At 52.7% G+C, this 21,329-nt stretch carries 23 protein-coding genes and 1 pseudogene; 4 read left to right on the top strand and 20 right to left on the bottom strand.

Features of this window, described 5'->3' with window-relative positions; all coding sequences use genetic code 11:
* Positions 1 to 238 precede the first annotated feature (238 nt).
* From QEH53_RS01605 to QEH53_RS01600, 3 genes and pseudogenes are all read right to left on the bottom strand, one after another.
* Positions 239 to 1,357 carry a DUF4236 domain-containing protein gene (locus QEH53_RS01605; protein ID WP_309021365.1) on the bottom strand — a complete coding sequence of 373 codons (1,119 nt, stop codon included), beginning with the start codon at positions 1,355 to 1,357 and terminating at the stop codon, positions 239 to 241.
* 94 nt (positions 1,358 to 1,451) lie between these two features.
* A pseudogene (locus QEH53_RS24365) lies at positions 1,452 to 1,559 on the bottom strand (ion transporter); the annotation flags it as partial.
* A 395-nt stretch (positions 1,560 to 1,954) separates the two neighbouring features.
* On the bottom strand, positions 1,955 to 2,230 hold the full coding sequence (locus QEH53_RS01600) for a hypothetical protein (protein ID WP_309021364.1): 276 nt from the start codon (positions 2,228 to 2,230) through the stop codon (positions 1,955 to 1,957).
* 169 nt (positions 2,231 to 2,399) lie between these two features.
* Here QEH53_RS01600 and QEH53_RS01595 point away from each other — a divergent pair, with 169 nt between their 5' ends.
* Positions 2,400 to 2,639, top strand: a complete 240-nt coding sequence (locus tag QEH53_RS01595; RefSeq protein WP_309021363.1) for a hypothetical protein — start codon at positions 2,400 to 2,402, stop codon at positions 2,637 to 2,639.
* Between the two features lie 63 nt (positions 2,640 to 2,702).
* Here the strand turns inward: QEH53_RS01595 and QEH53_RS01590 are convergent, their stop codons facing one another.
* From QEH53_RS01590 to QEH53_RS01525, 14 genes are all read right to left on the bottom strand, one after another.
* Positions 2,703 to 2,891, bottom strand: coding sequence for a hypothetical protein (locus QEH53_RS01590; RefSeq protein ID WP_309021362.1), 189 nt, complete (start codon positions 2,889 to 2,891; stop codon positions 2,703 to 2,705).
* Positions 2,888 to 3,175: a hypothetical protein gene (locus tag QEH53_RS01585; RefSeq protein ID WP_309021361.1), complete on the bottom strand. Its 288-nt coding sequence runs from the start codon at positions 3,173 to 3,175 to the stop codon at positions 2,888 to 2,890. The genes QEH53_RS01590 and QEH53_RS01585 overlap by 4 nt, the downstream gene beginning before the upstream one ends.
* A 2-nt stretch (positions 3,176 to 3,177) precedes the next feature.
* Positions 3,178 to 3,900: a phosphatase PAP2 family protein gene (locus QEH53_RS01580; RefSeq protein ID WP_309021360.1), complete on the bottom strand. Its 723-nt coding sequence runs from the start codon at positions 3,898 to 3,900 to the stop codon at positions 3,178 to 3,180.
* Between the two features lie 83 nt (positions 3,901 to 3,983).
* Positions 3,984 to 4,352, bottom strand: coding sequence for a hypothetical protein (locus tag QEH53_RS01575; protein ID WP_309021359.1), 369 nt, complete (start codon positions 4,350 to 4,352; stop codon positions 3,984 to 3,986).
* A 115-nt stretch (positions 4,353 to 4,467) separates the two neighbouring features.
* Positions 4,468 to 4,980 carry a hypothetical protein gene (locus tag QEH53_RS01570; RefSeq protein WP_309021358.1) on the bottom strand — a complete coding sequence of 171 codons (513 nt, stop codon included), beginning with the start codon at positions 4,978 to 4,980 and terminating at the stop codon, positions 4,468 to 4,470.
* Positions 4,970 to 6,043 (bottom strand): TrbI/VirB10 family protein, encoded by a 1,074-nt coding sequence (locus tag QEH53_RS01565; protein WP_309021357.1) that lies wholly within the window; start codon positions 6,041 to 6,043, stop codon positions 4,970 to 4,972. The genes QEH53_RS01570 and QEH53_RS01565 overlap by 11 nt, the downstream gene beginning before the upstream one ends.
* Positions 6,044 to 6,055: 12 nt before the next feature.
* Positions 6,056 to 6,955, bottom strand: coding sequence for a hypothetical protein (locus QEH53_RS01560; protein ID WP_309021356.1), 900 nt, complete (start codon positions 6,953 to 6,955; stop codon positions 6,056 to 6,058).
* 7 nt (positions 6,956 to 6,962) lie between these two features.
* The gene (locus tag QEH53_RS01555; RefSeq protein ID WP_309021355.1) at positions 6,963 to 7,649 is read right to left on the bottom strand and encodes a hypothetical protein; all 687 of its coding nucleotides are present in this window, start codon (positions 7,647 to 7,649) and stop codon (positions 6,963 to 6,965) included.
* Entirely contained in the window at positions 7,646 to 8,854 is a 1,209-nt protein-coding gene (locus QEH53_RS01550) for a hypothetical protein (protein WP_309021354.1), read from the bottom strand. The genes QEH53_RS01555 and QEH53_RS01550 overlap by 4 nt, the downstream gene beginning before the upstream one ends.
* Before the next feature lie 15 nt (positions 8,855 to 8,869).
* Complete coding sequence (locus QEH53_RS01545) at positions 8,870 to 9,307, bottom strand: hypothetical protein (protein ID WP_309021353.1); 438 nt, start codon at positions 9,305 to 9,307, stop codon at positions 8,870 to 8,872.
* A gap of 2 nt (positions 9,308 to 9,309) precedes the next feature.
* Positions 9,310 to 10,116: a hypothetical protein gene (locus tag QEH53_RS01540; protein ID WP_309021352.1), complete on the bottom strand. Its 807-nt coding sequence runs from the start codon at positions 10,114 to 10,116 to the stop codon at positions 9,310 to 9,312.
* A 1-nt stretch (position 10,117) separates the two neighbouring features.
* Entirely contained in the window at positions 10,118 to 10,552 is a 435-nt protein-coding gene (locus QEH53_RS01535) for a hypothetical protein (protein WP_309021351.1), read from the bottom strand.
* Positions 10,542 to 13,193, bottom strand: coding sequence for a hypothetical protein (locus tag QEH53_RS01530; RefSeq protein ID WP_309021350.1), 2,652 nt, complete (start codon positions 13,191 to 13,193; stop codon positions 10,542 to 10,544). The genes QEH53_RS01535 and QEH53_RS01530 overlap by 11 nt, the downstream gene beginning before the upstream one ends.
* 383 nt (positions 13,194 to 13,576) lie before the next feature.
* Positions 13,577 to 13,849, bottom strand: coding sequence for a hypothetical protein (locus QEH53_RS01525; RefSeq protein WP_309021349.1), 273 nt, complete (start codon positions 13,847 to 13,849; stop codon positions 13,577 to 13,579).
* 183 nt (positions 13,850 to 14,032) lie between these two features.
* On the opposite strand from QEH53_RS01525, the gene QEH53_RS01520 reads away from it, so the two are divergent.
* Positions 14,033 to 14,977, top strand: coding sequence for an AAA family ATPase (locus QEH53_RS01520; protein WP_309021348.1), 945 nt, complete (start codon positions 14,033 to 14,035; stop codon positions 14,975 to 14,977).
* A gap of 644 nt (positions 14,978 to 15,621) precedes the next feature.
* Here QEH53_RS01520 and QEH53_RS01515 read toward each other — a convergent pair.
* Positions 15,622 to 16,269 carry a response regulator transcription factor gene (locus QEH53_RS01515; RefSeq protein ID WP_309021347.1) on the bottom strand — a complete coding sequence of 216 codons (648 nt, stop codon included), beginning with the start codon at positions 16,267 to 16,269 and terminating at the stop codon, positions 15,622 to 15,624.
* A 642-nt stretch (positions 16,270 to 16,911) separates the two neighbouring features.
* Positions 16,912 to 17,304 (bottom strand): hypothetical protein, encoded by a 393-nt coding sequence (locus tag QEH53_RS01510; protein WP_309021346.1) that lies wholly within the window; start codon positions 17,302 to 17,304, stop codon positions 16,912 to 16,914.
* Positions 17,305 to 17,880: 576 nt separating this feature from the next.
* Here QEH53_RS01510 and QEH53_RS01505 point away from each other — a divergent pair.
* Entirely contained in the window at positions 17,881 to 19,224 is a 1,344-nt protein-coding gene (locus tag QEH53_RS01505; RefSeq protein ID WP_309021345.1) for a methyl-accepting chemotaxis protein, read from the top strand.
* Between the two features lie 735 nt (positions 19,225 to 19,959).
* Entirely contained in the window at positions 19,960 to 20,214 is a 255-nt protein-coding gene (locus QEH53_RS01500; protein ID WP_309021344.1) for a hypothetical protein, read from the top strand.
* A 267-nt stretch (positions 20,215 to 20,481) separates the two neighbouring features.
* Here the strand turns inward: QEH53_RS01500 and QEH53_RS01495 are convergent, their stop codons facing one another.
* Positions 20,482 to 20,934 (bottom strand): JAB domain-containing protein, encoded by a 453-nt coding sequence (locus tag QEH53_RS01495; RefSeq protein WP_309021343.1) that lies wholly within the window; start codon positions 20,932 to 20,934, stop codon positions 20,482 to 20,484.
* Positions 20,935 to 21,329: the final 395 nt, after the last annotated feature.

The following is a 21,329-nucleotide window of genomic DNA, read 5'->3' as shown; positions in this document are numbered from 1 at the left end:
AAGGAGAAAAGATGGGTGGGTCCTGCATTTTGACATTAGCATGTGAGGTTCGGGAAATAATTGGAATATGGGTTGGTGCTTTACTATTGTCACGATGCTAAATTGCCGCGAGTAAGGCTGTATTCAGATTTTATAGGTTGGATGAGGTCTATCAAAGGAAAGGAACTTCGGTTTTGCCCTCGCTTTTATTTTTTCCAACGTTCTGCGATTTCTTTTAGGTCGGAGGCTTGAAGGTTCTTTACCATTTTAAATCAGAGACGCGTTTCTGATGTTCTTCAAATGCTTGAGCAAATGATTGGGTGGATTTCCAGTTGCTGAATTCGAAGCGTTCGCAGAGCCCATTCGTTGTTCTGAATTCACAATCGTAGTATTTTGTTACTGGAATCTGGGGGTTGTCTTTAAATCGTTTGTCACGAGTTCCGCTTTTGTTCACGTATTTATATGTGTACTCGACGATCTCTGCGTCAGAAGGTACTGCACTGGACTCTACGAATTTTTGTGGGTTATGAATGAGATTGATTTCCGAATACGGTATGAGTGCGAAGTCTTCTTTTCCGGAACCTTCGACAAGTACGAAGCCGGGGTGTAGATGTATGTCGCCGCCATTCTTGTTCTCAAAAGCCAGTGTTTCGTTGTTAGATTTAAAGTAACGATTAGATCCTGAATACGCTCGGGTTTTTGTTCTTTCGATGGCGTGCGAAGCGGCACTGCGCGTCGAGAATTGATCGACCGATGATTCTGTTGTTACGTCCCAAATCGCCTTTGAACTTTTCAAAATTCCAAATGCAGTTTCAAGTTTGTTGAAGCTAGATTTGATTTTTTTATCCATTTCGAAATCGAAGTCTACTTGGTAATCGTCGTATTCTTTCTGTAATGATAATCTTTCTGCTTTGTATATAGCACACGTAACTTTGATCTTCTTGACGAAGAATCCGAATATTAAGATCCGTGAGGTTAACAGCCAGAGTGCGTGCCATCTGTGCTTGGAAAAAGCTTTGTTTAGCTCGCTCCCAATTTCTCTTTTGGTTGCGATGGCGGATGAAACCTGTTCCTTGATGAAATCTAATTGATTACTAGAAATCTCTTGTAGCGGTCTGCTTTTGAACTCGGTTTCGGGCTTGGGTTCGAACTCTAAAGTTTGCTCTCGCTCTTCAAGTTCCTGCGGATTGCGATTGGCCTGCGGCGTGATTCTTTGGCGGTCGTATAGTCCCGTTCCTGGGATGCCCGTATTAAGATACGCCCCTTTCTTTCCAACATTAACATTGAAGCCTCGGGGGCCGATGGTGGCGCTTACACCTGACAAACTTAGGTTGAGTCGAATTCCGGGTGCGATTCTAATACGTTTTCTAAATCTCATATGTCTTGGAGGTGGCTTTTGATTGGGCTGCCTATTGGCTATTGTCGGATTCTATCTTCATCTCTTCCCGGGCTTGGGAAAGGGCGTTGGCCATTTAGCCGGAGGAGACAGCAATGGCAACTAGGCCGACCGCGAGAATGAGGAAGGTAAAGTGCTTGCCGCCAATCGTGATGGGTAAGACGTTGCCGCCGCCAACAGTCGTTAATTTGGTGGTGGCCTTCTAAAGACATTTCGGAATGGAAGGGCAGTGGCTGAACTCCGGCCTCGAAGCCATGGACTCCTACGGCTGCGACGATCCAAAGGACCGATCTATGTTCTGGTGAAACGCTAGGGATGGTCTCAATCGTGAAATCCAGAATCGAGACGATGATTACGATCTGGATGAACCAGGCGAAAACGCATCCAGGACCACGGTCAGAGTTGTCGACCAATTGCTGGAGGATTTCGAGAGACATAAAGAGAAGGAGTTTCCTCTTTGCCGTGTTTTACTAAGTCCGGCGAGCAAAAAGCAGGATTACTTAGGGAAATGATGAGTACTGCTTTTCTCGATTAGACCCGTTCTGTGGTGGGAGCTGGTTACCACCTCGAAACCAGAATTTAAGGGATAGGCTTCGTTTTTTGTAAAATAGCGACTGCTGCTTCACGTTTCTGGTTACGCCTCGATGAATTGCCCTCCAATGCTGTTTTGATCACCCTAGCGACGAAGCGTTCGGTGATCATTTTTTGGATGGCTCTATCTTCAGCTTTTTTGAGCTCCGCTTCGATGAGCGGTATCGAGGAATCAATGACGGCTTTGAGGAGGACTGGTGGGAGTTTGTCTAGTTCGTAGCCGCGTCCGATCTGTTTGAGTCTGGCGATGATTTTGTCTTTCATCTGGGAAAGCTAGCGATGCTTCGCTTTTCGAAATAGGGGAAAGCGTATCCGATGAACGTTCCTATTCAGGACGAGCCCTTCTTGGTAAGGTATGTTGATCGAGCAGGTTGCTGTACGTTAACCTAGCCAGGCAATCGTTGTTCGATGAAACTGAATACAGGAGATTCTAATGAGTGGCACGAACGAACAAATGGAATTGGGCACAGATATCGAAGCCCAGGGCAAGGGACCGAACTACATAGCCTATCAGCTAACGGACCGTAATGAGGGCGAAAAGCCGTTCTGGAACCGGATCGGAGCGGGATTCATGCACCGCGATGGCGGTGGCGTGAACCTTGTGCTCAATAGCTTGCCGATTGACGGCAAGGTGACGTTGAGGGCTTGCTCGCCCTCTGGTGGCGACACCTGAAATTTGGATACAGGAGTTGGTTGACTGCGGGAAAGCTCATTTGAGCTTTCCCGCTTTGTTTTGCTAGGGGCGCTGCTGCGTCCCTTTCTTGAGTTCAAGTTTGTGACGAGGGGTCACTTTGGCAGCGACTCGCTTTTCGAAGCCGGGATTCTCCTTGAGCCACTTTACGACTTGGGGACCGACTTTCAGGTTCGGTTCCGTTTGCAGGTTTGCCTGCTTTTGATTGATGGATTCTTCGAGTCGATTTCTCATGGCTTGGGGTAGTATTCGGTGGTTCTCTCCATTTCCAAGTAGGTCTGTACGAGATGGTCGTCCTTGTCCGGTAATGAACTTCCGGATATCTGGAGGACTTGCCGCTCCAAGTTGGTGACGACTTCGTGGGGCTCGGCGCCTGCGAGGTAGAAGATGGCAAGTTCTTCGGGGCTGGGAGCCACTCCGTCGTATTTGTAGGCGAGGAAGGCGCTGGATCGCTCGAAGGTTCGCTGGATCTCTGGCGGCAGGATCAGGTTAATGGATGGTTGGCTGGTGGACGGCATGCTTAGTGGGCGGTTGAGTGGAGCGTATCGCTTGAGGCGAGTTCGGCCTTGGCGGCATGGAACGCTTCGATGAAGTCCGGCTTCTCCATGAGCCAGGTATTGAGTTGCTTCGCGAGGGAGATTCCGGCCTGGGTGTCGCTTGGGTAGTGGACTCCGGCGATTTCCCGTCGGAGTCCCATTTCCGTTCCCAATGTCATCAGTTTCTCGATACGTGGATCGTCTTCGTGCAGGAACTTCGAAAGGACAAGCGCGAGAAGGTAGGCTTGGGTGGCGTGCCCGGAGGGATAGGAGGCGTGTGGCGGACCTTCGATGACGGTATTGAGGCTATTGTCCAGTTGGTAGGGACGGGTGCGGGAGAACTTGTGCTTGAAGTAGAGGATGGGGAGGTAGGCTTCGGAGGTTATGCGTTCTATGAGTTCGAAGGTGCGTGGATGATCGGCTTTGGTGATGTCGAGCAGGTTGTAGAAGCGTCGCTGAGGTTTGTGGTTCTCTTTGGCGATGAGTACGATGTCGGTGGAACTGCGTTTGCTTGCGATCCTTTTTAAGTAATCGATTTCCGAATACGTTTCTTCAGAATCGTCCGGAGGAGGTGGCGGTAGCGTCAGCTCTGAAGCGTTGGTTTCGACGAATTCGATCGCGAGCGGGATGTCGCCGCTAAGGGTTGGGTCCCATGCGTCGCTGGGGAAGCCTCCTGCCTGGCAGAGAGGGACGAGGCTCTTTATCATAAGTAGGAGAGGGGGGATATAATAAAAGTTCATGGGGAAGGAAGGCTAACCGGACCAGTCTGCCGTCCGGCTAGCCGCGTTGGTCAGATTCCTAAGGCAGTGTTAGTGGCCGCCTTGCGTCCTAGGCGTATGCGAGCGACCTGCTTTTCCTGTTCGGGCACTCGGATTATCTTTTGCTCGATAGCCTCCGCTATTTCGGGATTCTTCTTGAGAAAAGATCCGATTGCCGCGGTTTCCTCTTTCAAGCGCTTCGCCTTGTCGGCGTGCTTGATCGCATCGCCAACGACGACGCGGCGTATCAAGTGCTCCTTGCTTTCCGTCTTTAAAAAGGCGATCCGCTGAGGATTCTCCTTGATGTACTGGTCGATGAGCGGGTCGATCTCGGGGTTCCGCTTGGGACCCTTCGACTTGATCGCTTCCGACTTCTGATTAACGCTAGTTTCTAATGCCATAGGATGTTCCTACTGTAACCCAGCGATTTCTTTGCCTGTCCGCTGGGCCGCTATCAATTCAGCTGGTGACAGGTTCGGCGTCGTGCCAAAGTGTTTATTTTTTGTATCCATAATCCTATTTCGATTCGATTTCTGAGATGCGTCGGGAGAGCGCTTCGACTGCCTTGTCTCGTTCCTTGAGCTTGGCCAGCAGTTCGTCGTTCTGTTCGATGAGGGCTGCGACGAGGAGATTCGCCTGAGCGATCTTGTTCTCGAGTTCGGCCGAAAGCTGCGCGGTTTGCTTGGCGGGATCGGCTACCGCAACGACGGGACCCAGCGGAACGGCTGTCGGCGCGGAGGGGGAAAGATTCCATTTGGCCGAAGACTCGACTCTCGAAATACGATGTCCGTCGTGCCTGATTCCGGAATCCTGCGGGTCGATATAGGGACCGAGGTAGTAGGCGTGGACCGCTTCGGAAGTTCGTACCTTCGACATGTCGTAGGGATCCAGTTCGGTTCCCGATACTTGTATGGGTAGCGAGGGGGCGGGTGGAGCCGGTGGTGGCGTGACGACTTGTTCCGTGTGCTTGCAGCCTGATGTGCTCACCGTAATGCAAGCGAGGAGCGTGATTGCTGATTTATCCTTCATTGGTATCGAGTTTCTGCTTCCAGATGTTTGCGGCTCTCGCGTTTCCGCGAATGGCTTTTTCCACGTCGATGGTTTGCGTGACGTAGACGTAGAACTGCTTTCCCGTGGGAATTCTGATGTAGAAGCCGTCGCTTTCGATGGCCTCCCTAATTTGCCGCGCGTACGCTTCCAGTACTGCGGTCGTCCCGTCGAGGGCGGCGTTTCCTGCCGTGTTCTTAGCGAGTTGGATGCTGGATCCGGTATCGGTAATGAATTGGTCGTAGTCCTTTACGCCTTGGGTGGCGGCGGCAAGGAAGGTGGATGCGAAAAGCCGGATTTCGTTCCAGTTGTCGCTCTTTATCAAATAGCCTTTGAGGCCAGCGGATCCGTCTCTCATGCCCCAGGTGCCGTTGTTGAAGTCGAAGTCCCTGTCCAATGCGATTCCCTCGACTGTGAGTTCTGAGCCGTTGAGCGGGTCCTGGGTGCGCCATACGAAGCTCCATGTACCCGTGGCGTCGATACGGTCGCGCTTTCGTCCTTGGCTTGCCCTTCCGTGGACTTCGGCTCCTGCGGGAATGATCGTCTTCCCGTCGTGTACTACGTCTTCTGTCACGATACCGATGATTGGCGTATCGATGGAGTTACTCTCGACTGTGATGGCAAGCTGACAGGGGACGAGTCGTCCGTAAGGCGCGTATTGTTCGGATACGCCGTCAGCTGTATCCGCTTGTCCGGAAAAAAGGTTGAGTGGGAGGATCGCAGGCTTGGTCGCTTTTCTTGTCTTCTGTCGCGCCAGCAGCGGCCTCGAGAGTGTTTGCTCCGGCTTGGGTGGAGGCGTTTTTTCGATTTCGTCCACTGCCTGGGAACCGGTATCTTCATCGATAGCCTTTCTGGGAGTGTTGAAGCGGGGGATGTCGCGTTTGTATACGTCGGGCTTGTAGTTGTAGGTTTCGCTCGACTCGACGAATTGGGCTGGATCTTCGTCGCTGCCGATCACGCTTATCAAAACCGACAAGGTGACGATCCCTATGAGCAGCAGCATAGCGAGGGCGTTTCCGAGTGGCGACTTGATGAATTCGAACATGGTTTCGCGTTTCTAGGGTATGGTGAGCGTTGCAGGGTCGCTGATTCTGGATACGATGATCTGGAAGCTGTTTTTGATGCTTAGGTGCGCGGGTTGCCCGTTGGGCTTTCCGGTGATTGCGATGTAGGCAACGCTCTCCGATTGAGCGGGTACGATGCCCGAAGCGTCTGCAATGGACGGGAAGTACACGTTCTGGCCGATGCGAACCGCGACGGATTGCGGTTGGTAAAAAATGTCCGTCGCAATTTTGTTTCGTAGGCGTAATTTGAATACGATTGTATCGTAGCTGCCGAAACGGAAGACCTCGCTGATGCTGACTTCGAAATCCCTATAGACAGTGCCCGCGTTGGTTGGAGCGTTCCATTCGATGTCGTCCAACTGTCCTGGGTAGGCTTGGTTGACCAGATGGAAGCTCTTGGCTTGGTCCAAGATACCGACCAATGCCGCTGGCGTGGTGGGACGTATTTCGTTGCGGGATCCGGCGAGATTCGTAGCTCCTGAGATAAAAGTATTTGGGGTTTCCGCCTCGACGAGGCGTACGGTTCGGTAGGGAGGAGTGTCTTCCCTGTGGTAGAAGTTGAATGCGTAGGTTCGGTTCTTGTAGATCGCGTTGATCGCGGCTTGGGCGTTTGGCTGGTTTGCCCGGATGGAGAAGTAGTAGCGTCCTCCCACGTGATTGAGGAGCACGGGAGCCGCGTTCGCCGCATCGGCGCTGACATTGGCGCCGTCGATCGACATTAACGGGCCGGGAAAGGCAATGGTGGTAGGTGTGTTGCCGATGGGGATGTTGTAGACCGTCGCGGGATCCAAGGCGTATTCCTTGATGATGCCCGAGCTGTCGCGGTCCACGCTCGCAGTGGCAAGGTGAGCGGCGGCGAGCAATATCGCAGTGATGGCGCTTGTTCGGATCATTTCAGGTTCAGAGTAAGATCGTTTCTTCGAAGGAGATGACCGCGAGAGGGAAGCGCTTGTTAGCGAGCATGTCCGGGTTTCTGTGCATGACTAGGGTTAGGCTGAATTGCGGGTCCTCTACGAAGGGCTTCCCTTCGAAACTGCCGGTGCGTATGAGCTGGCCCTTGACCTGAGCGAACACTTCCTCTTCGCGGGTAAGCAGTATTTTGATTTCGAATACTTCGACCTTTTGATGGATGCTCTTCTCCCTGAATTCCTTCGATGCGCTCGACTGGAGCTTGCGGGCTGCCTTGAGCGGTTCCTCCAAGAACATCTTGTCGAGGAGCTCCGGCATATCGAAGCCGTTTGGGTTTTGGGAAAAGAGGGCGTAGGTCGACCAGAGGGCCATTTCCTCGTGCAATCGAGTTGCCTTCTCGAAATCCAAGGTTGGAGCGATCGAGAAGGTTCCCGCTTGGTCCATGATGACGACACGCTCTCGGGTGCGGTAGGCTTCGATGATAAAGAAAGGCTGAACGACGACAAGGCCGAGGAGGGCGAGCGAAAGCAGAAACCATACGCGCGCCGCCCAGGCATTGTCGGTAAAGAGCTTTAGCGGATGGAACTGGTTTTTTGTCGCCGCTCTTTTCGCATGTTCTCTTCCCTTGATCGGGTCCGGACGAGAACGGTCCAGTTCTTCTTCGGAGTCCGTATTCATATATCGATGACAGGTTTTGTCGTGGCTCCGAGTGCGAAGAGCTGGGCAGCCTTCCGGTCTCCGCTCGGATCGTTGGGAGAGCTCGGAAGGAGCGGGTTGTTGGGAGAGCGGGAAGAAGGCAGCGAGCGCTGGCTTTGGCTGGGAAGGGTTTTCTGGGAAGGAACCTGGTAGTGCTCCAGGGGGCCGACGATCGAACTGGCCGATCCGTAGGCAGCCGGCGATTCGCTTGCCTGTGATCCACCACCGGATGGGCCGATGCCTCCGTAACCGGAGGTAGAGGCGGGACCTCCTTTGCTTTCCTTGCCGCCTTTCGAAGAATCGGAGCTGCTTCCTTTTCCTGCTGCCCCTTTAGCCACGCCTCCGACTAGGTAGGTTGCGAACATTGCGGTTCCCGATGCGACACCAGTAAGCCCCTGCAGTCCTGCTCCGCTGGAAAAGAGAATGAACATGACGGTGGGAGTCGCGATCGTTCCGATGACGAGGATCAAAGCTGCGATCAGTCCCATGACGAGGGATCCGAAGCTCATCATGTAAAGGGCTTCGCCGGTGGTGTTTCCGCTGTAGGTGGCGGCGGTTCCAAAATCGTTGACGAACCCCATTGCAGCGAGGTTGGTGATAGCGAAGCCAACTGGCCAAGCCATGACCGCCAGGATGTTGGATATAAGCCGAACGCCGATGCTCGCCAGCGAAGGGAAAATGAACAAGGCGAGCCCGATGGGCAGGAAGAGCGCTCCGAGCCATTTGAGGATGAATTGCATGAGGTAGATCGGAACCTGTATCAATGCCACCAATACGATAAAAAATTTGGAAAGTCCGTAGACGACGCTCAGATAGATGGACTGGACGATTCGATCGACTCCCCATCCGTCCGCCTCCGGATCTTCGGCGACCGTATCCATCAAGGCCTTGGTGACTTCGAACGGTTCGCTGCCAAAGTTCTCGTTGATATATTCGGCCAAGCCGTAGAAGCCGTAGTCGAGTTTCTCGAACCAGTAGGAGCTGGTCGAAATGATGGCGACGATGAAGAAGCAAGTGAAGACCGGCTTGGTCATGGCGACCAGGTCAGCGTTGCCGTCTGAAAGCTTGGCGATTCGAACGATCAGTCCGGCTAGGAGAATGAAGTAGGCGATGAACATCATCGCGTCCTGCAGCTCGAGGATCGCGTTTTCGAAGTTAACGAGGTAGATGGGTCCTACTAGGTTCATCGATCGGATAGAGGCTTAGTTTTCGAGCGAATCGAAGTAGTCTTTTGCGTCCTGCGTGGAAGTGGAGGATTCCCTTGTTTCCAAGGTGAAGCCGACGCCTTCGTAGGCTTCGAGCTGGGAGCGGATGTAGGCGCGTCTGAGCTTGTCGAGTTCGCGTATCTGGGCTGCGGTAGAGTCTCTCAGTTTCCCATAGGCCTTTCTTTGTTCGGAGCTCATGTTCGCCCGGTTTTCGATAAAATTGTCGCGCTCGGAGGCGAAGGCTCGCGAGAGCTCCTGTATCTTGTCTTCGTAGGGATCGTCTATAACGACGTCCTTCTTTCCTTCTACGGTGATATGAATGGCGTAGCGGGAGCTTCCGTCTTGCTTTACGACGACCTCGACCGGTTCTTCCGAATTTGAGCATCCGGAAAGCCAAAGGGATACGGCTGCGATAAATGTAGTTGCTATCTTCATACTTATTCCGAGTCCGGTTTTGTGATACTGTCCAAGTAGCTTTGCAGGGAGCCGAGCGCGTCGCTCTGGTCCTTTAGCTGGGCCTTGACCGCTACCGCTTTGGCCTTCGATTCCTGGTTTTCATTGAGCTGCTTGAGGGCGAGGTAGCGCTGGTATTGCTTTTCCCGTTCCGAGACGAGTAGGGCTATTTGCCCGTTTTGGGCGTTGACGATTGTAGAAAGCTTTTGGACTTCCGAATCGGTGGTGGCTGCTTCGAGTTCCTCAAGCGCGAGGGCTTGGTTTTCCTGTAGCTCCGCCAGTCGTTCGTCTATCGTTCCCGATGCTTCGACGTAGTTGGTGTATTGCCGATCCACTACGGCGTACTTTTTTAGTTCCGCATCGCTCATGGCGACTTCCTTGCCGGTGACGGTTGCGGCTTCCACCTCTACGAACATCCCGCCGTGGGTTTCTTCGAGGCTATCCGTCCCGTCCGCTTCCTCGATCACTATTTCCCAGGAGACGCCGTGTTTGAGTTCGTCGAGAAAGTCCTCGACGGATAGTATATCTATGGATGGAAGATCCACGTCGATGGGATTGCCGATCCAGCTTTTCACGTCGAGTTGGGCTTCCAGCTGATCTCCCATGGTATCGAGCTGTTTGGTTAGATTATCGTAGTTGCGCTTCCACTCCCGCATCGTCTTGGCATGCTGGGCGACGTTTTGGATTTTGAAGGCTATCTGGGTGGTTTCCGTCGAAAAGTTTCCGGCTACCGAGAACAGACCGTAGACGGAAGAGGGGGCGAGTAGCGCCAAGGCGAAGATAAGTTTCATGTTATTGGGTCCTTAGGTAGATGATCCGCTCGCTGGTGATTTCACCGTCGATCTCCTGCTCGGGGATGACGACCGGAACGAAGGTTCCGGTATCGGTTCCTTGGTTACTCGTGTCTTCCTTTTGACGGTTTTGAATGATCCAGTACTGTTGCTTCACGCTTTGGTTGAGAGCTGCCTCGTATCCGTTTCGATAGGCTTGTTGCTCGTTGCTCTCTGCCATTGCGTTAACCCCTGCCGCAGAAATGGCACCAATGGCGGCTCCGCCTATCGTCCACGACGCATCGCCATCGGAGGCGTTGTGTCCGAGGGCTGCGCCTAAGGCGCTGCCTCCAATAATGTTCGCGTTCCTGCCTGCGTTTCCGCTGGCGCAACCGGAGAGAACGGCTCCCGCAATCAATAAAACGCAGGCTAGTATAAGTTTGAGTCTATCTTTCATTGTTGGCCGTCTCCGTGGCTTGGGCGGGCTTGCCGCCGCTTTCCTTGTAGTATGTTTTTGCTTGGATGTTCAGGGCGGTGCCGCAAAGGGCGGGGCTCGCTCCGGGAGCGTGGTAGCAAACGCTTGAGAACTTCGCTCCCTCGGGCTGCTGTTCTACGAGAGGATATTCCATGATGGCTTCTTGGGCGACGGGAGGCAGTCCGGTATCCGCTGCTATTTCGTGTATGTCGGCCTTGTCCAACTGCCTCATCAAGAGGTGTTGCTTGGAATTGCCCATCACCACGGAACGGATACGCGAGTTCTTGAACCGTTGGTATTGCTGAACGATCGAGCAGGTCCAGCAGGAGAATTTACGAAGCTGGGCGTAGGCTTCCGAAACCGTTTTTTCTCCGTTTGGAACGTCGAGAAATCTGGATACTTCCTCGAAGATGATTCTCTTCCTCAGTTTTCTCGGAAGCGAAATGATATGCTGCCGGGCGAAGGAGGTGATGAGAAGTCCGGCCGCGGTTCTCAGTTCGACTGCTTCGTCGCCGAGCTGTCCGAGCTCGAAGTGGGCGATCTTGCTTTTTAGGCTGACGTTAGTGGTTCCGTCGAAGAGGCGGCCGTAGCTGCCGGAGGCGGTCCACGCGCTCATCAGGGTGGCGAGTTCGTCGATGTCTTTTTTGGGATGATGGGGGCTTCTGCCGAACCGCATGAGTTCGATTAACTGCGAGTGGGCTGGATAGTCGCTTGGCGAGAAATAGGCGAAGGCCGTATCCTTCACGTAGTCGGCCGTGTCCGGATCTTTGGAGAATGCGAGAATCTCGCTGGCTTGGATGGTGTCGTAGAACTCCAATGCTTCCTCTTCCTCGTTTGCGAGGGCTTCCTTCAGGCTGCTGAATGCCTCCACGTAGCTGGTCTTCGTTCCAGAGCTTCGCTTCTTCCAAAGGTACGCGGCGTAGGCGATCTTGCGAACCTCTGGCATCCTGCTGCGGTTCCGCTTGCTCCATGTCTCGAACTGGTCGCGGTAGAGCAGGTCGATATAGTGACCGATCTGAGCTTGCCTTGTTTGTTGTCGTTCCCGCGAATCGGCGAGTCCGATCATTCTGGATACGAGCGTGACGCCTGCGGATACCTGCAGGCGTGTCAACGGCATGGCTGCGGTATCCAGATAGTTGATAACGAGATCGCTGTCCGGTTCGATAATGATCGGAGTTTCGCCTAGGTTTTTCGTAAAAGTCTCGTAGGACATGCCTTCCTCGATGATTACCGAATAGGCGAACCGGTGGGCCGTTTGCGAAAGCAGGTCTTCCATGAAGACCGACTTGCCCGCTCCACTTGTTCCGAAAAGAACAGTGTGCTGAGGCGTCTCGTCGACGAAGGCGTTGATGCCAACCAAATTGTTTTGGCTCCCGTCGTAGAGCGCTTCGGCTTGGTCGAGATACCCCGTAAAGGTTGCTGAAAAAGGAAGCAGGTCGGCAAGGTATCCGTCTTCGGCGTATTCGCTGCGATGCGTATAGTTCGATCCTGTCCAGCCCGGCCACGAAGCAAAGAACAGCTTTTTGCTCGATGCGAAGAGCGTGTTTTGATAGATCTCCGCTCCGTTCATCTGGCTTATCGCCTGCTTGAGCTCGGTGGTTCGCGCCCTGAGCGTATCAGGATCGCCCGCCCAGACTCGCACGATGTAGGTGACGCTGAAGGGATGCGTATAGCCTTGGGCGAGCGAATCGATTGTGGCTTCCTTCTTGTTGATGGCGGTTGCGTCGGACTGACGTCCTTTGTGCCGGTGCTCGTTCTTTAGCCGGTCCGCTTCCTTTTCTTCCTTGCGGATGATTTCCTTCGCATCGAGTGGCGTCACGTTGACGGTGATCTGATAGTCTTGAGAGGGCAGACTCGTCAGGTTGTGAGCGATTCCTGGATACGTTTCGCTCGGCCAGCGCATGATGGTGAATATGCTGTGGTAGTAGCCGTCGAATTCCAACGCAGCTCCCTGCGCTGGGCGTATGTCGCCGTGCAGGCAGTTTTCCTGTATGCTGTATCGCTCGTCGAATCCTCTGGAAAAGTCATAGTCGACGTTTTGCGATAGGGATGGATTGAGGAACTTCTTTAGGTAACTGCAGTGCTGCAAGTCGTCCATCGGGGCGACAGTCGTGTCCGCTCCGAGCACGTTTCGAATATGGCTCTCCTGTTCCTCGTAGTAGGTTCGCAGGCTGGAAAGCTGGGCTTCGTAAAATCTTCGGAGCCCTGCCTTGGTCTTCAGGTTGCCGGAATACGTTTCCATTTTTCTGGATACGAAAACGACGAGGACTTCGCGCCTGAGTTCCCGGGCGAGCATCTTTGACCAGTAGCGGCTGAAACGTTCGTTGCGAATGGCCCTGACGTAGGTTTGGTCGCAGTGGTCGAGCGTGTCGTTGTAGTACCGCGTCAACTCCTTGCGATAGTCGCTGTCGCAGGTCCACTGGACCTGCATGGTTTCGTCAGGGCCGAGGGCGTTTATCAAATGTCGAATCCTGCGCTTGAATTCGTTTTTCCGGCTAACGCTTCCTCCTCTAAGGTCTGGCGTTTCGATAGCGAAACCTTTCGAGGCGACGCATCCTTTTTCGAGCGAACCGTAGATGAGCATCCCATCCGCAAACCAACCGTTGGGCGCTTGGCTAGTCATGGGCCGCGATTCCGAACCGAGGGTTTGACGGTTGGTTCGACCTCGCGATCGAAAATCCGGAGGACGAAATATTATCGATGAAGTCCTTGTCGAAACCTTTCGGTTTGTTGTGCTTGAATAGGACAACGTATGCGACGGGGATTATCATAAAAGGGATCCCTATTATAATAGAAATGGCTAAGCTAATATTGAAGGCTCCGAAGCATAAGGTCGAAATCGTCAGGGCGAAAACCATGCCTCCTATTGGGTATAGGAAGAGGTTCCCTGATAGGCCGAATGCTTGTCCCTTCGAGTCTGTCGCGGCATTTGTGCGCGTTCTTTCCAACTGTTCCATTACGGTAGTTTGGTTGTGGGGTTAATAGGGGGAGGCCGGTTCGAGCGACCTAGAAGTCCGGCGTGATTACCGCGTCGTCAAGGCCGGCAAGCACGAAGAAGGCGGACATGATCAGGCCTGCGGCCGCTATTATGATGCCTCCGAAAATGGACGAGTATCCCTCGGAATCTCCGTCGGATATCTTTCTGGCTCCGCGCCAGATAAGAAAAATTCCGTAGACGAAACCGAAGAAGAAAATGACGCCTAGGGCTAAGGAAAACATTTCCTTTAGGTCGTCGAGATCCGCTTGGGCAAGGACGATGGGTGCGAAGGATATATTCATATCTCACATAGGGTTGAGTTGGATTTTGTCGCAGGCGAAGGTTGGAGTTTCGCTGCGGGTTACAAGAGTGGGTATATTGAAAAAGTTATGATAATGTTTCGTCAATTTATTTCACTTTATATAACACTATGATGTGTGCGGTTTTACATTGTTTCTAAATATAACATAATGTCTTTTTAATATATGAGCATTCGGAAGCTGGATATCAGTCGGGCGGCGACCCTTAAGGATCACTTGTTGTCCGGGATATTAGGGCAGGATCGCGCGATTGAAAAAGCGTGTTCCGTTTTAGTTCGTGGAGCTTGCGGGCTGGCGTCGAAGGATCGTCCCTTGGGGTCGCTGCTTTTAGTGGGACCGACAGGCGTTGGAAAAACGGAGTTTACGAAACGCTTTACCCGTTGCCTTTTCGAGGGTGAAAACCGTTTGGTTCGCTTGGACATGTCCGAGTATCAGAACAAGGAACAGTTGGAAGTGCTGTTGGGCGATGGATCGAACGCGCAAGGACAGCTGGGCCGTTTCTTCGACTTGAATCGTGACGAAGAAGGGAATCTGAGAGGCGGCACTATTCTCTTGGACGAAATTGAAAAGGCGCATCCGGATATTCTGCTGATTTTGCTGCAAGTATTGGAGGAGGGGCGGTTGACCTTGCGAGACGGTACCTTGCTTTGCTTGTCGGAGTTCTTCGTGGTGATGACTTCGAATATCGGAGCGTCGGAATCGATGGAAATGCGGAAGTCTTCTCAGGAAACGATAGACCGCGTTCTTTTTTCCTTGGTGAAGGACCGATTGAGGCCGGAACTCGTTGGCCGAATTGGCGAGCTGGTCGTCTTCAACCGTTTGGAGTATGCGGCTCAGATCGAAATCGCTCGTCTCTTGCTCGACCGTGAGGTTCGACGTTTGCATGACGAGCTTGGGTATTCGGTATCGTATGACGACAGCGCGCTCGAACTTGCCCTTGTTGAAGGCTTCGACTCTCGCTTTGGAGCCCGTCCCCTGCGCCGCTGTATCGAGAGATTGGTTGGCGACGCGATCGTAGAGAAACTGTTCCTGAACGAGGAAACCGATGGAAAGCTGTTTGCGAATGCGGATACGGGAAAGCTCGTATTAGAAATGGAATCGAAACGGTGAGGAACCGATTCGGTTCGAGGTTTTCTGGCTCTTCCGGGAAGATAGTCGAGCACCGTCGGATATTCAGTAGGGAGGAGCTCCAATCCGAGTTCTGGCTGGCAGCCCTAGAATATTGCCACGCGTCTTTCGTTCAGATTCTCGCACTTCCCAAAACAGCGATTTTGTGTGGTAGAGCTCCGACCAGACGAATCAGGGAATCCACGACTTGGCCAAGAAGCGATAGTTCTTTTGCACGAAGGCGTGCGGTACCGGCTAGCAAAATGCTGTACGCGACGGTTTTTCCACACCTTCCCAGTAAATTAATCGAAGCTATTTAGCTACCTTCTTAATAGCAGGCTGCAGTCAGGTGAGAGATGGGAGGTATCGATATTTGTTGCTATCGAATCAGTGTTTGTGTCCTGATTCCGGATGTGTAGGCTGCCACAGCTGTAAAAAAAGGGGGGGGTATCCGTAAAGGCGGTCTAAATTCTTGAATCGACTATCCTCACTCTTCTATCATTTAGAATTTTGATAGAAGCAGCAGAACAGGATAGAGGATCGAAGAGTATTACAAGAAATCGCGATGACCCCGAAAAAAAGTGATTTAAGGCTTCTGTCGCTCTGAAACCTGCCAACAGGTGGGCTTATACTTTTAAATTGTTTTACTATAGGGCGGATTCGAGGTCGATGAGCCCGTTTATCATTGCGTAGCGAGTGATGCTGGCGACGTTATGCAGGTCGAGCTTGCGCATCATGTTGGTACGATGGTTGTCGACCGTTTTGACGCTGAGACCAAGCTTGAAAGCGATCTCTTTGGTGCTGTGGCCCTCGGCGATCTTTTGCAGTACATCGAGTTCGCGTTCCGTAAGGGTGTCTTTCGAGCGATGCTCGTTTCCTCGGTTTACGACTACGGAGCGAATCAGCTCCGCTACGTTCGGCCCGAAGAAGGTGCCGCCTTCCGCTACGATGCTTAACCCATTGATAAATTCTCTAAGGTTGGCGTTTTTTTCCGCGAAGCCGTGGGCGCCGGCTTCGAGCATATCCTTCAGGATGGAGTGGTTTTGGTAGGTGGAGAATACGAGAATGCGCGTTTCGGGAAGCTGGCGCTTGAGGCGTCGCACGATTTCCAGGCCGTTCAATCTCGGCAGTCGAGCGTCGACGATGACGACATCGGGTTTGAGTTCGATTATTTCTTTGAGTGCTTCTTGTCCGATTCCGCAATCGCCGACGATGTTGTAATTGTGGCGTTCGAGAACATCTGCGAGCAACTGTCGAACGGTGGTTAGGTCATCAACTATGTACAGACGTTTCATTTAGTTTATGGAATCCTCGGAAGTTTTGGGACGTTGTCTACCCGCAGTGGTCTATATATGGAAAAGCTATAGGGTTAAGTCCTTATATCAAGCTACAAGGTCAGATTTCACAAACATCTGAAGTTTGGATTCAAAAAAGGGTTAATGGGTTGGCCACATACGTAAGCCAATCGCGACGAATTTGATTAAGAGGTTCATCACCAAAATCTGTGGAAGGCTTATAGCGAGGAGCGGGCACGTTCTGCAGAGTCTAATTACTCAGGTGAATTCCAGTCCAACCACACCCGTTCAAAAAGATGGAAAGTAAACTTTGCTCGCTGTTTGGGATGGTTACAGCTTACCCCGTTTCGCTACTATGGAATATAAGCACTTTGCTGGCGTGACTGAAGCCAATCGGTGTAGCGCTGTCGGGTTTGTTGAGATCTTGAAAGTATCCAAAAAAAGATACATATTGACCCTGTTGAGCGAGTTGCCGTCAGTTCGCTAGAGCTAGGTTCGCCGTCTGATTATCGACGAGTTCGCTCTGCGAATATGACACTGCCACGCCACGCGGCCAGTACTCTAGGTCGGAAGAAGCAGGAGCCGCGAGGCTTTGCACCTCTTCTTCGAGCGTATTTGATGCTGGCCGCCATCGGGGAAGCTCTATCGTGAAGGAGAGCAGCCTTTGCTGTCTTCGATGTGGGCGAGGGCTTCTTCTTGGGATTCGAAGTGCAGAATTGCCCAACATTGTTGGGCTCTGGAGGTCTCGTAGGCGGCCTCTACCGCCTCTAAGATCTTGGTGTGCCCGATGAAGGCAACGGTTATTCGTGGATTGCTGATTGCCGCAGCTTCATCCATGTAGGCGATGATGCGGACTTGCTTTGGCTCGAAGGAGACAGAATCGGCCTTGTCGAAAGAAACCAGTTCCCAGCGAAGATCGTCGAAACGCTCGTCGCCGTAGACTTCCTTGTTGCTCTCTACGATATCTTCTGGGGTGACTTCCCCAAAGTAGTCGAATGAGACGTAGTTGGAGTTCCAATTTATTTCGTAAGACATCGTCGGATGCTGCGAGTGGGGATTCGTGGTAACTACGTATCACTCTAGACGATTGTCAGTTTTTTTCAAGTATAAGTTCTCCTTGTTGGGTGCGTTAAGTTCTACGAACGTCGCTGATAGTGCTAGAAGTTCTAAGTTTCGGCTAACGCGAACCAGTTCATGTATTAGCGAAATTACTGTCCAGTGTAAGAAGGTATTACATCTGGCTCTGGTTAAAGGTAAAAATTCGGCTGTCGATGAACATCGTTACCACCACTGCTCGACCACAGTACCCATGAAGCTTAGCACCAAAATACTCCTTGCTGCCTCCTCGGCAGGTCTCCTGACCGCGATTTCCTGCATAACGACTGTCTATATTACGACTAAGGCCAACCGTATTGCCGGGGTGGAGGAAGAAATGAATGGGATCCTTTCGCAGGCGGAGAACGTGATCGACAACATGGATCGAATGCACTCCTCGGGTGCTTTCAACACCGAGGGCTTGCTGGACGAAGCGAAAGCTTCAAGGGGGAGCAGGCCTCTCAAGGAAACCTATCGGAGTTCTGCGTTTTACGATACGATTCCAGTAGTCTCGGCTTGGAAGTCGGTACGAACGATGGCGGACCAAAAGGGCTTCGATTTCGAGATTTCTACGCATCCCGACGTCGTCGCGCGAAACACGACTACGGCGACAAGTACGCCGATATGTTCGACTATTTCGAGCGCGGCAACGACCTCTACATCGAGGAGGTCGAGGGAACCGACGAGATCATCGCCGCCCGCCCGGTCAAGCTTCGCGAGAGCTGTTTGGATTGCCATGGAAATCCGGACGACAGTCTCAGTGGCGACGGCCTCGACTTGCTTGGGTTCCGGATGGAGAACATGCAGGTGGGTGACATCAAGGGAGCCTTCGTCCTGCGAACGAGCATAGGGAGCGATCCTGTGATCGCATCGACAATGTCTCGAGCCTCGGCTGTGGGCTTCGGCGTCCTGGTTCTCGTGGTGCTCTCCTTCAACTATTTCAACAAGCGATTCATCACTGACCCTGTCAGACAGGTGATCGGCAAGCTCGAAGCCAGCTCCGATCGCGCTGCCCGAGCCTCCGACGAGGTATCGAACTCGAGCAACTCGTTGGCGAACGGGGCGAGCGAACAGGCTTCGAGCATCGAGGAGACGGCGTCCTCCCTGGAGACGCTAGGCCTGATGACCGAAAAGAACACTAACGCGACCTTGGAAGCGGAAAAGACTACGAAGCTGGCGAAGCTTTCCGTGCAGGAAGGCGTGGATAACATGAAGCGGATGGTCGAAACGATGAACACCATCAAGAGTTCGAGCGACAGCGTATCCAATATCCTGAAGACGATCGACGAGATAGCATTCCAGACCAATATCCTAGCTTTGAATGCTGCAGTGGAAGCGGCTCGGGCCGGGGAGGCTGGCGCAGGTTTCGCGGTGGTCGCGGACGAGGTGCGCAACTTGGCTCGTCGCAGCGCTGAAGCTGCTAGCGAGACTTCAAGCAAGCTGGAGGAGTCGATCTCCAATAGTCAGACCGGGGTGAGCGTTTGCGAGACGGTCGGCAGTAGCTTGGAAGCTATTTTGAGGAACGTGGAAAAGGTCGATGAGATCATGGTCGATATCTCGAATGCCTCTCGTGATCAAAGCGAAGGGATCAGTCAGATAAACCACGCTATCGGGCAGATGAACGAGACTACCCAAAGTTCGGCTGCATCCGCGGAAGAGACAGCCTCAGCGGCGTGCGATTTAAACCACATCGGCAATGAATTGCGCGATTACGTCGGTATTTTGAGTTCGATTGTCGACGGCAAGCAGCGTGTTGGTCTCGCGAAGCCTTCAGAGGATAGTCGCGACGACCTAGGCTTCGGTTTTGCGGAATCGCCACCGTCAGGCAATCGCCGGATATCGGCCGACCTACTCAATTAGTTGACCGTATCTAGCTAAGGCTACAGTCCGAATTGATCCTCCGGTTGGTACGCTCTGCCGGTAACGCGAACTTTTCGATGCAAATCTAGTGGCATCGCCCGAGAGGTGTGTCGGCATAGTTGGTGGAACCTCTTGACCGGGTTCTTTCAGGACGTACAGGCCAATCAATAGCGCTCCTGCTGGCGGCGAACATTGTCGATTAAGCGTGAAAGAAACACAGCTTCTTAGCGTTGAAGCCTCGCGGACATGTTGCGGCTCGTTCCTGTTATCTTCTCCCTGTATGACCGATCGTTTCCCAGGCCCTCCTTTTTGCGCTTTTCCCGTCAACGTTCGATGCTTCGGATTCATCCAAGAGCCCCTCGATATCTCCGGCAACAACGGATGGATGCGACTGCCTTCGCAATGTCCAGGCAGGGAACTCTGCCAATGACCTCCGGCAAGTTCGGCTGAGTTGGCAGACAGTCATATTGTTGAATTCTCGGTACGAGAAACTGCCTTCGTCCTGGCGCCGCGGGAATGGGTGCGGTTGAAGCCCCTCCATCATAAAGCCCACGCTCGGCTGGAGGAATATCGGGTCTCGGTCAGGCACGTAGAAGCGATGACTGGTTTGGATTTCTTCCCCGGCCTAGGGTTGGGTGACCTAGAGAGGGCTTCGAGCTACTAGTTCTTAAAAGGCCGCGTGAAAACTAGAAGTCGCACTTGCGAACGCGAAGCGTATGGCAAACTTTTGTCCTCATGGGTGTCGACCGAATTGTCGCAACGGTATACGGAGCTTCCGGAAACAAGCTGTCGGGAGATTGGAAAAGCTACGCGTCGACAGGAAAGGATGCCCACCGTTTGTTGGAAGCGGAGGTCGAGCGTTCGGCCAGGGTGTTTCTGTCTGAAAGGAGCATTGGCTATTCGGTGTTGCTGGTGGAAATCCAAAATGCGGATGGCTCTCCCATGACGTTTGCTAGCGCGTCGGGCCGTTTCGAGGTGACCTACGCCTAAAGGGCTTGCGACGCCGACCGCGTCTGTTCGTGACTATGAGTTCGTGGATTCCTCGTGATTCTCAACTAATTTTCTTCAATACATTTCGGTCGCTCGGTTGCGCTTAGGCAGGCGAAACCCGAGATGCAATCGTGGAACAGCTTTTCCGAAAGAAGAAACCAAATGGAAAATTGGTCGCGGAAAGAGATAGGGGAACGCTCGTATTAGAAGAGGGTTTTAATGGGTGATAAAGCGGCTCGGTTCGAGAAAACCGAGCCGCGTCTAACGTCAGTAGAGTCCTGCCTCGTTGAAGGAATAGTATCCTCGGCCTTGGGGATCGGATATAGAATTTCCGCAAATGACATGGTCGAGTAGATCGATATTCATGAGCGTTCCGCACTCCTTTAGCGTTCGGGTAACTTTAATATCGGCGGCGGATGGAGCGGGATCTCCGCTGGGATGATTGTGGCAGACGATCATCGCCGTAGCGCTGGCGAGAATGGCGATGCGGAAGATTTCCGGCGGAGTTGCTATGCTTCCGGTCGCGCTGCCGAGTGTCACCATTGCCCGGAATATCGGGTGGTTTTTCCGGTTTAGGCAGATGACCCAGAAGCTCTCCTGCATGGGGTTCCTCTCGAATGCGTCCTGCATGTAGCGGTGCACTTTTTCCGGGGCGTCGAGCGGCTTGGTTTCGCCTTCGCTGACGAGTGAGTATTGAAGTGATGCTTCATAGACTTTCATTGTTTTACCTTTCGTTTTGAAAGGATTCCCGCCCCTCAAACCGATGAGGGTTTTAACTGGAAACCGTTCGCGTTTCCCAGTCGCGCGAAGTCAAGGTGGAGGCGTAGCACGACCTTGAATCGCGTGATAGGCTGGGAGAAAACGGACAGACAGTTTTTCTTTTTGGGATCGACTTTGATCCATCGAATTTTCGCGGACACGTATCCGAATTGATAGGACAATCATCCTGCTTAAGGCCTACTTCGATGCATGCCGTCTCGATCCCGTAAATAGGGGAATCGTGTTGTTCGGCGTTTCCCTATTCAACCGAGGGCTTCCGTTCTAATGTTGCCTTATTCCATAAGGGGTAAGGCGTCCCTCTCCCAAACGAAACGAAACGTACGTTTCGAAAATGT

It is taken from the genome of Pelagicoccus sp. SDUM812002 (genome assembly GCF_031127835.1).
Classification (GTDB): domain Bacteria; phylum Verrucomicrobiota; class Verrucomicrobiia; order Opitutales; family Opitutaceae; genus Pelagicoccus.
Note: the sequence above shows the minus strand (reverse complement) of the source record. Positions and strands in the feature narration are given on the sequence as shown.

Bases quoted from the DNA above. Each gene is read 5' to 3' on its own strand.
- QEH53_RS01605 (WP_309021365.1), bottom strand. From the start codon at position 1,357: ATGAGATTTAGAAAACGTATTAGAATCGCACCCGGAATTCGACTCAAC.
- QEH53_RS01600 (WP_309021364.1), bottom strand. From the start codon at position 2,230: ATGAAAGACAAAATCATCGCCAGACTCAAACAGATCGGACGCGGCTAC.
- QEH53_RS01595 (WP_309021363.1), top strand. From the start codon at position 2,400: ATGAGTGGCACGAACGAACAAATGGAATTGGGCACAGATATCGAAGCC.
- QEH53_RS01590 (WP_309021362.1), bottom strand. From the start codon at position 2,891: ATGAGAAATCGACTCGAAGAATCCATCAATCAAAAGCAGGCAAACCTG.
- QEH53_RS01585 (WP_309021361.1), bottom strand. From the start codon at position 3,175: ATGCCGTCCACCAGCCAACCATCCATTAACCTGATCCTGCCGCCAGAG.
- QEH53_RS01580 (WP_309021360.1), bottom strand. From the start codon at position 3,900: ATGATAAAGAGCCTCGTCCCTCTCTGCCAGGCAGGAGGCTTCCCCAGC.
- QEH53_RS01575 (WP_309021359.1), bottom strand. From the start codon at position 4,352: ATGGCATTAGAAACTAGCGTTAATCAGAAGTCGGAAGCGATCAAGTCG.
- QEH53_RS01570 (WP_309021358.1), bottom strand. From the start codon at position 4,980: ATGAAGGATAAATCAGCAATCACGCTCCTCGCTTGCATTACGGTGAGC.
- QEH53_RS01565 (WP_309021357.1), bottom strand. From the start codon at position 6,043: ATGTTCGAATTCATCAAGTCGCCACTCGGAAACGCCCTCGCTATGCTG.
- QEH53_RS01560 (WP_309021356.1), bottom strand. From the start codon at position 6,955: ATGATCCGAACAAGCGCCATCACTGCGATATTGCTCGCCGCCGCTCAC.
- QEH53_RS01555 (WP_309021355.1), bottom strand. From the start codon at position 7,649: ATGAATACGGACTCCGAAGAAGAACTGGACCGTTCTCGTCCGGACCCG.
- QEH53_RS01550 (WP_309021354.1), bottom strand. From the start codon at position 8,854: ATGAACCTAGTAGGACCCATCTACCTCGTTAACTTCGAAAACGCGATC.
- QEH53_RS01545 (WP_309021353.1), bottom strand. From the start codon at position 9,307: ATGAAGATAGCAACTACATTTATCGCAGCCGTATCCCTTTGGCTTTCC.
- QEH53_RS01540 (WP_309021352.1), bottom strand. From the start codon at position 10,116: ATGAAACTTATCTTCGCCTTGGCGCTACTCGCCCCCTCTTCCGTCTAC.
- QEH53_RS01535 (WP_309021351.1), bottom strand. From the start codon at position 10,552: ATGAAAGATAGACTCAAACTTATACTAGCCTGCGTTTTATTGATTGCG.
- QEH53_RS01530 (WP_309021350.1), bottom strand. From the start codon at position 13,193: ATGACTAGCCAAGCGCCCAACGGTTGGTTTGCGGATGGGATGCTCATC.
- QEH53_RS01525 (WP_309021349.1), bottom strand. From the start codon at position 13,849: ATGAATATATCCTTCGCACCCATCGTCCTTGCCCAAGCGGATCTCGAC.
- QEH53_RS01520 (WP_309021348.1), top strand. From the start codon at position 14,033: ATGAGCATTCGGAAGCTGGATATCAGTCGGGCGGCGACCCTTAAGGAT.
- QEH53_RS01515 (WP_309021347.1), bottom strand. From the start codon at position 16,269: ATGAAACGTCTGTACATAGTTGATGACCTAACCACCGTTCGACAGTTG.
- QEH53_RS01510 (WP_309021346.1), bottom strand. From the start codon at position 17,304: ATGTCTTACGAAATAAATTGGAACTCCAACTACGTCTCATTCGACTAC.
- QEH53_RS01500 (WP_309021344.1), top strand. From the start codon at position 19,960: ATGGGTGTCGACCGAATTGTCGCAACGGTATACGGAGCTTCCGGAAAC.
- QEH53_RS01495 (WP_309021343.1), bottom strand. From the start codon at position 20,934: ATGAAAGTCTATGAAGCATCACTTCAATACTCACTCGTCAGCGAAGGC.